The organism is Cypionkella sp. TWP1-2-1b2 (genome assembly GCF_049896245.1).
GTDB lineage: Bacteria > Pseudomonadota > Alphaproteobacteria > Rhodobacterales > Rhodobacteraceae > Cypionkella.
Genome location: NZ_JAFCTX010000002.1, coordinates 188480 through 197213, shown reverse-complemented (window position 1 = coordinate 197213; position 8734 = coordinate 188480). Strand labels below are relative to the sequence as shown.

Here is an 8734-nt window from a genome sequence, read left to right as displayed (position 1 = left end):
GCCCGCATCACCCGACAGCGTGTCGTTGTCCGCGCCGCCATAGAGGCTGTCGTTGCCATCGCCGCCGAGCAAGCTGTCGTTGCCAGCCTCGCCGAGCAGGCTGTCGGCTTCGGTGCCACCGTCCAGCGTATCATCGCCATCGCCACCGAGCAGGCTGTCATTGCCCGCCTCGCCGAGCAGAGTGTCATTGCCCAAACCGCCGAGCAGGCTGTCGTTGCCGGTGCCGCCATAAAGCAGATCATTGCCCGCATCACCCGACAGCGTGTCAGTGTCCGCGTCGCCATACAGGCGGTCATCACCAAGGCCGCCCAGCAGGCTGTCGTTGCCAGCCTCGCCGAGCAGGCTGTCGGCTTCGGTGCCACCGTCCAGCGTATCATCGCCATCGCCGCCGAGCAGGCTGTCGTTGCCCGCCTCGCCCAGCAGGCTGTCATTGCCCGCGCCACCGTAGAGCAGATCATTGCCCGCATCACCCGACAGCGTATCGCTGCCGTCGTCGCCGCTCAGGGTGTCGTTCTCGGTGCCGCCGAGCAGGCTGTCATTGCCGGTGCCGCCGTAGAGCAGATCAGCGCCCGCATCACCCGACAGCGTGTCGTTGTCCGCGCCGCCATAGAGGCTGTCGTTGCCATCGCCGCCGAGCAAGCTGTCGTTGCCAGCCTCGCCGAGCAGGCTGTCGGCTTCGGTGCCACCGTCCAGCGTATCATCGCCATCGCCGCCGAGCAGGCTGTCATTGCCCGCCTCGCCGAGCAGAGTGTCATTGCCCAACCCGCCAAGCAGGCTGTCGTTGCCAATGCCGCCATAGAGCAGATCATTGCCCGCCTCGCCCAGCAGAGTGTCATTGCCCAAACCGCCGAGCAGGCTGTCGTTGCCCACGCCACCGAGCAGGCTGTCGGCTTCGGTGCCACCGTCCAGCGTATCATCGCCATCGCCGCCAAGCAGGCTGTCATTGCCCGCCTCGCCGAGCAGGCTGTCGTTGCCGGTGCCGCCATAAAGCAGATCATTGCCCGCGCCACCGTCCAGAGTATCCGAACCGTCGTCGCCGTAGAGCGTGTCGTTGTCAGCTCCGCCAAGCAGGCTGTCGTTGCCAAGGCCCCCGAACAGCAGATCATTGCCCGCATCACCCGACAGCGTGTCAGTGTCCGCGCCGCCATACAGGCGGTCATCACCAAGGCCGCCCAGCAGGCTGTCGTTGCCAGCCTCGCCGAGCAGGCTGTCGGCTTCGGTGCCACCGTCCAGCGTATCATCGCCATCGCCGCCGAGCAGGCTGTCGTTGCCCGCCTCGCCCAGCAGGCTGTCATTGCCCAAACCGCCGAGCAGGCTGTCATTGCCAATGCCGCCGTAGAGCAGATCAGCGCCCGCGCCACCGTCCAGAGTATCCGAACCGTCGTCGCCATAGAGGCTGTCGTTGTCAGCTCCACCAAGCAGACTGTCGTTGCCAAGGCCACCGTAGAGCAGATCAGCGCCCGCGCCACCGTCCAGAGTATCCGAACCGTCGTCGCCATAGAGGCTGTCGTTGTCAGCACCGCCGAGCAGGCTGTCGTTGCCAAGGCCACCGAACAGCAGATCATTGCCCGCATCGCCCGACAGCGTGTCAGTGTCCGCGCCGCCATAGAGGCTGTCGTTGCCATCGCCGCCCAGCAGGCTGTCGTTGCCAGCCTCGCCGAGCAGACTGTCGGCTTCAGTGCCACCGTCCAGCGTATCATCGCCATCGCCGCCGAGCAGGCTGTCGTTGCCAATGCCGCCGTAGAGCAGATCAGCGCCCGCGCCACCGTCCAGAGTATCCGAACCGTCGTCGCCATAGAGGCTGTCGTTGTCAGCTCCACCAAGCAGACTGTCGTTGCCAAGGCCACCGTAGAGCAGATCATTGCCCGCGCCACCGTCCAGAGTATCCGAACCGTCGTCGCCGTAGAGCGTGTCGTTGTCAGCACCGCCAAGCAGGCTGTCGTTGCCAAGGCCACCGAACAGCAGATCAGCGCCCGCATCGCCCGACAGCGTGTCGTTGTCCGCGCCGCCATAGAGGCTGTCGTTGCCATCGCCGCCGAGCAGGCTGTCGTTGCCAGCCTCGCCGAGCAGACTGTCGGCTTCAGTGGCACCGTCCAGCGTATCATCGCCATCGCCGCCAAGCAGGCTGTCGTTGCCCAAACCGCCGAGCAGGCTGTCGTTGCCGGTGCCGCCCAGCAATGTGTCATTGCCGTCATCGCCGTTCAGGGTGTCGTTCTCGGTGCCGCCGAGCAGACTGTCGTTGCCGGTGCCGCCATAAAGCAGATCATTGCCCGCGCCACCGTCCAGAGTATCCGAACCGTCGTCGCCATAGAGCGTGTCGTTCTCGGTGCCACCAAGCAGGCTGTCGTTGCCGGTGCCGCCATAGAGCAGATCGTTGCCCGCATCGCCCGACAGCGTGTCATTGTCCGCGCCGCTATAGAGGCGGTCATCGCCAAGGCCACCCGTCAGGCTGTCGTTGCCCGCGTCACCGCTCAGGCTGTCATTGCCGTCGCCGCCATCCAGCGTATCCGAACCGTCGTCGCCATAGAGCGTGTCGTTCTCGGTGCCGCCCGACATAGTGTCGTTGCCGGTGCCGCCGTAGAGCAGATCGTTGCCCGCATCGCCCGACAGCGTGTCATTGTCCGCGCCGCTATAGAGGCGGTCATCACCAAGGCCACCCAGCAGGCTGTCGTTGCCCGCGTCTCCGCTTAGGCTGTCGTTGCCGTCGCCGCCATCGACCAGATCATTGCCCGCGCCGCCGATCACCGTATCATTGCCGATGCCGCCGTACAGACTGTCCGAGCCGGCGCGGCCGTCAATGCTGTCATTGCCCGCAGCACCATACAGCACGTTGGTCCACAGATCGCCCGGAACCGTGCTTTCGCCGTCATAGCCCAGCAAGGTATCGTCAAACGCCGAGCCGAAAATGCCGTCGATGCTGTTCAGCACATCGCCCTGCGCATCGCCGCCCAGACCTGTGCCAGCCGCAAGGTCGATGGTCACTGCAGCACCCGAGCCGGTGTAATCGGCGTAATCCATGCCGGTGCCACCGAAAAGTCCGTCGGCCCCGGCTCCACCGGTCAGGGTGTCATTGCCCGCATCGCCGTAAAGGCTGTCGGCCTCGGTGCCGCCATCAAGGCTGTCATTGCCATCGCCACCATAAAGCGTGTCATTGCCCGCGCCACCGATCAGGCTGTCGTTGCCCGTACCGCCCAGCAGGCTGTCATTGCCTGCATCGCCGTAAAGCGTGTCGTTGTCAGCGCCGCCATCCAGCGTGTCGTTGCCGTCACCACCGTAGAGCAGGTCGTTGCCTGCGCCGCCCAGCAGGCTGTCATTGCCTGCATCACCGTAGAGCGTGTCGTTATTAGCGCCGCCATCCAGCGTGTCGTTGCCGTCACCACCGTAGAGCAGGTCGTTGCCCGCATCGCCGGTCAGGCTGTCGGCATCTGCGCCGCCATAAAGGCTGTCGCGGCCATCACCGCCCAGAAGCGTGTCGTTGCCCACAAGGCCCAGCAAAGAGTCATCGCCGATACCGCCATTCAGGCTGTCATTGCCATTGCCACCGTCGAGGGTGTCGTTGCCATCATCGCCAAACAACGTGTCGTTGCCGTCATAGCCAAGCAGGCTGTCATTGCCCAAACCGCCCGAAAGATAATCGTCGCCCGCCGCCTCGGCTGCGACATTCAAGGGGTTGGTGTTGGCGTAGAACTCGTAATACATCCCCGGCGTCAGAGCCGCGAAGCCAGCAGATGTCAGCCCAAGCGAGGTGAAAGGCACGTTGATCGTCAGCGTGCCGACAGTGTTGCTCGTCAGGCCAGAACCGATGCGAATGACTTGGCCTGAGGCATTGATTGCATAGACGCCATTGCCGTTGAATGTCACCATGCCTGATGCGATTGCGGTGTTCAGGTTGATCGTGACACCGTCAATCACAATCGTCAGAGTCTCGACGCCATTGATCGCGTTGAACAGGATTTGCCCGCCCGCCAGTTGCGAACTCGCGGTGTGGGTATGGGTTTCGACCCCATCACCATTGCCAAGATTGAAGCCGCTTACCGTGCCAGAGGTGCCGGTGGTCAGATCATTGTCGGACGATACCGTGTTGACGGTGAAGTTCGGCCGCCCATTGGTGCCTGCGACCGATTGCAGGGCGGCGGTCACTTCGGTGTAGACCGGGGTATAGGTGGTGCCGGTGGTGGCAGTGCCGCCCGACAACGTATCATCGCCTGCGCCGCCAAAAAGGCTGTCATTGCCGCTGGAGCCATCCAGGCTGTCGTTGCCGTCATCGCCAAACACGCTGTCGTTGCCGGTGCCCGCGTTGACCATGTCATTGCCGCTGCCGCCGTAGACAATGTCGTTGCCTAAGCCCGAGTTGACCGTGTCGTTACCAGCACCTGCCAGCACATAGTCAGCTTGACCCGTGGTGCCCGCATATCCGGTGGCGTCATTGGCATCAATGCGGTCGCCATCAGGGTCGGCAGCATAGCTTGTGTCAATCAGATCATTGCCAGCGGTGCCATCGACCACCCCGTCGCCCTGAAACACCTGTCCGGCCTCAAACTGCATCGAATAGACGCCAGCCGGATCATTGGTGTCAAAGTCATTGCCAGCATAGGTGGCGAGAAACGCCGGATCGCCCGAACCTTCCAGCAAGGTCTGCGAGGTGGTACCGTTCGAGATACCAACCGTCGCCTGCCCGGCATAGCCGTTGGTGAAACCGACCGAGTTGTAAAGGTAATCGACCCCGAAATCGCCGCCACCCAGATTGGTGAGCACCGCCTGAAAGCTGTTGGTTCCGGTGCCAGAATAGGGTGCTACGTTCAGCCAGGTGATGGTGATCTTGCCGGTGGTGGCGTCGATATCCCAATAGATATCGCCGCCCTTGGAGATGTCGATATCGGTCCAGAACGGTGCAATGCTGGGTTGACCCAGCGTGGTCAGAGCCGCCGGGGTATAGCTTGGCTGTGCCGAGGTGAAGGTGATCAAGCCGTTGGTGTTGATGTAAATCGAGGTAAAGCGGCTGCCGTACACATCCATGCCGCCGGTGCCGAAAACCCCGCTGACATCAACCAGCCGCGAGCCGTCATCCAAATTCCCGGTATAGCCGCCGGTGGTCTTGAAGGATTGCTCACCGTACCCCGAGGTGCCGCCGAGACCAGAGTTCAACACAGCCATGATCAACGTTCCTTAAGGCCCTGCAACCCGGGCGCGCGCTCGGGAACACAGGGGTGATTTTTTGCAACAGGTAACGACACGACGGGTCCATTTCAGTAATTCCAAGACTGGGAATAATCCTGCCGCATGGTCGAAATGTGGCCAGACTGGGGTATGTTTCTGGTGGAGCGACAATGCCCGTCAACCTGTGCTTGCAAGCGGATGCGGGTTGCCATTTAAGCCCCTAATGCTGAAGCAACATCCGCGCCTCATTTGACTTCAGCATCATGCGCGCCGCCGGATAGGGCATGCCTGCGCCAAGCTGTGGGAAAAGCGCGATAATTTCCTGCCTCTGTCCAGTTTCCAGCCCCGCCAACGTGTGCTGGCCCGGCTGAAAGCTTTCGCTCCAAGCGCCATCGGCACAGACCAGCTGATGTTCGTCGAACAGGATGTGGACATAGCTGATCCGCTTTGGTGCTGCGCGTGTGATGCCGGGCATCCCGATCAGGTGGATCGCCGCTGCCAACACCTCAGGCTCGCCGAACAACAACTCTGCGCGCGGGGTGTTGATCAGCATCCGGTGCTGCGGACTGACCTGCATATCGCGCTCTGGCAGACCGCGCCCCAGTGCGCCCTGTGTGATCCGTACCGGGTTAAACTGTGGCGCAGCCGCAAGCTCGGCAGCCGACAGATCACGACGCCCGATCCAGCGGATGGGTTGGAAACCATTGTCGCGGGTCAGCACCAGATCATCCACCATCAGATCTTCAACCGCGACCTTGCCCAGCGCTGTCAGCACCAAAGTACCGGGGGTGAAACAGGCGATGACCTTCTCAATATGGTTGAAGTTAAGCGTGCCTGTCACATGACCCGTGGCATCCAGAAACTCCACCGTGCCGTTTTCGTGGTTCAGCGGGTCGTAGATGATGTTGGTGGCCGCAAACCCGTAGGCCGAAAGGTCGAGCACATCATAATCGACACCGCCCTCACCGCCGTCGATGCTATCGCCAGCCCCGCCGAAGAAGCTGTCACGATCATCGCCGCCAAACAGGCTGTCCGCGCCGGTGCCACCGGCAAAGCTGTCATTGCCCGCCCCGCCATACAGCGCATCATTGCCCGCGCCGCCGTCGAGCGTATCCGCGCCGCCGCCGCCATAGCCCAGATCATTGCCATCGCCGCCAAATAGCGCGTCATTGCCGCTGAAGCTGGCAGCGGCGTCATCGCCGTAAAGCGTGTCATCGCCACTATCGCCAAGCAGCTGATCATTGCCCGCCTCGCCAAAGACGCTGTCATTGCCTGCGCCGCCCGCAACCGTATCGTTGCCGGTGCCGCCATAGACACGGTCATTGCCAGCGCCCGCGGTGATGCTGTCGTGGCCTGCATAGCCAAAGATCGTATCGTTCAGCCCATCCGACCCGTCGATCTGATCATTGTTAAGATCGGCATAGCCGCCCGCCATCACATCATCGCCTGCGGTGCCGTCCACCGGCCCGGCAAAGACGATATGTTCGATGCCTGCGAAGGTCAGCGTACCGCCCGAGGCCAGCGTAATCGTGCCGGATTCGTTATTGCCGCCGCCATAGGTGATGGTCGAGCCCGCCTCGACGACCAGAATATCATTATCCGTACCGCCCGCAGTGGTGGTCTCACCGCCGTCAGTCACATCGCCCGCGCCACCATAGAGCAGATCGGCATCCGCCCCGCCTTGCAGCGTATCCGCACCCGTGCCGCCGATCAGCACATCCGCGCCGTCGCCGCCGCTGACCAAAACGTTGCCAGCGCCGCCAGACAGGCTATCCGCACCCGAGCCGCTGATGATGGTATCATTGCCCAATCCGCCCAGCACGGAATCGTTGCCCGCTCCGGTAGAATAGCTGGTGGAATTGCCGTTCAGGCTGGGGTTGATGCTGTCATTGCCCGCCCCGGTGGTGATGCTTTCGATCTCGGTAAAGCTGCCAGAGACGGTGCCATCGCTGAAAGTCGCGGTGTCTGTGCCGGTATAGGTGATGGTCGCCGAGCCGTTCGAGACCAGATCAAGCTGATCGCCCGCGCCGGTTTCCGCGCCCTCACCGCCCGCCACAACGATGCCACTGCCTGCCGCAGCACCGACGCTGAACACGTCACTGCCGCTGCCACCATAAAGGCTGTCACTGCCACCGCCGCCGATCAGCCTGTCATCACCCGTGCCGCCAAACAGCTGATCATTGCCGCTGCCGCCATCCAGCGTGTCATTGCCAGCACCCCCTGCCAGCGAGTCACTGCCCGCGCCGCCAGACATGCTGTCATTGCCAGCGCCAGCGTCGACGGAATCGTTGCCCGCGCCGCCGAACACCGCATCATTGCCCGCGCCCAACTGGAAACTCTCGATCTCGGAGAATGTCGCGGTCGAGTTGCCGTCCGTCAACATCCCAGCCTCGGACCCCGAGAAGGTCAGCGTGACATTGCCGGTCACGCCGCTGGCGTTGATGGTATCGCCCAAAGTCTCAGCAGTCTCACCGCCGGTGATCGTGTCATTGCCGAAGCTGCCGTTCAGCAGGAACGTATCATCGCCATCGCCGCCCTGCAGCAGATCATTGCCCGCACCGCCGTCCAGCGTGTCATTGCCAGTGCCGCCATACAGCTTGTCATTGCCCAGACCGCCATACAGCACATCATTGCCGCTGCTGCCATCCAGGCTGTCGTCACCATCGCCGCCATAAAGCAGATCGTTTCCAGTTTCACCGTAAACCGTGTCGTTGCCGATGCCGCCCTCAACCGAATCATTGCCTGTGCCGCCGTAGACCACGTCATTGCCAGCGCCCGCGCGCACGGTGTCGTCGCCCGCCCCGGCGCGGGTATAGTCGTCGTTGCCCGAACTGCCAGCGAGACTCGCATCGGAATTGTCGACCTTGTCCGAGCCACCGGCGATCGGTTCAACATAGCTGGAATCGATCAGATCATTGCCAGCGGTGCCATCGACATAGTCGTCATCATAGGCCGTCACCGTGCGGTCGGCGCCGAAGTTTGTGTTGTTGAAGGTGGTGGCGCTGCCAAAGGTGATCGAGGTTATCGGCTTGGCTTCGTATTTGGCGGTATCACCATCGTAGACGGCGCTGTTCTCGGGCATCAGGAACAAGCGCCCGTCGGTGGTTTGCACCAGCACGGCTGTCACCGCCGCAATGGTGCCGTCAGCATAGCTCAGGGTGGCGTTGTAGATCGAGGTGCCGTCATAGACCAACGTATAAGCCGTGCCACCAATGTTTGTCGAAAGTGTCGCGTTTTCAACATTATTGTTGGTTTCCAATGCATTGGCATCCGCGCCGCCAGTAAGGTTTCCAGCCGTGATCGGCACTTTGTTGGAAAAAAGCGGTGCCGCCGAGGAACCCCAGGTGGTGTTTTGGAAAAGCGCATAGCCTTCGTTGTTGCTGTTGCCCTCGGTCGGGTCGAGTTGGTTGGTCGAAGTGCCGAGATAAATCCCGTAATAGGTCGTGGCCATGGCTTAAACACCCATTCTGCGAGAGAGTGGGGTGTTTTGAAATGTCGCCATCAGAGAGACCGAATTCAACTTTTTACACACACTGATATTCCCGTTTAAGCCACTGGTTACACACACTTCCTACGA

General features: G+C 61.9%; 2 protein-coding genes. Both read right to left on the bottom strand.

Features of this window, described 5'->3' with window-relative positions; all coding sequences use genetic code 11:
- Positions 1-5154: beta strand repeat-containing protein (locus tag ACP7AP_RS02110; protein ID WP_426031739.1), on the bottom strand; the 5154-nt coding region annotated here is incomplete at its 3' end.
- A 223-nt stretch (positions 5155-5377) separates the two neighbouring features.
- Positions 5378-8608 carry a Hint domain-containing protein gene (locus ACP7AP_RS02105; RefSeq protein WP_426031737.1) on the bottom strand — a complete coding sequence of 1077 codons (3231 nt, stop codon included), beginning with the start codon at positions 8606-8608 and terminating at the stop codon, positions 5378-5380.
- Positions 8609-8734: the final 126 nt, after the last annotated feature.

Coding starts and splice junctions, on each gene's coding strand:
- ACP7AP_RS02105 (WP_426031737.1), bottom strand. CDS start 8,608: ATGGCCACGACCTATTACGGGATTTATCTCGGCACTTCGACCAACCAA.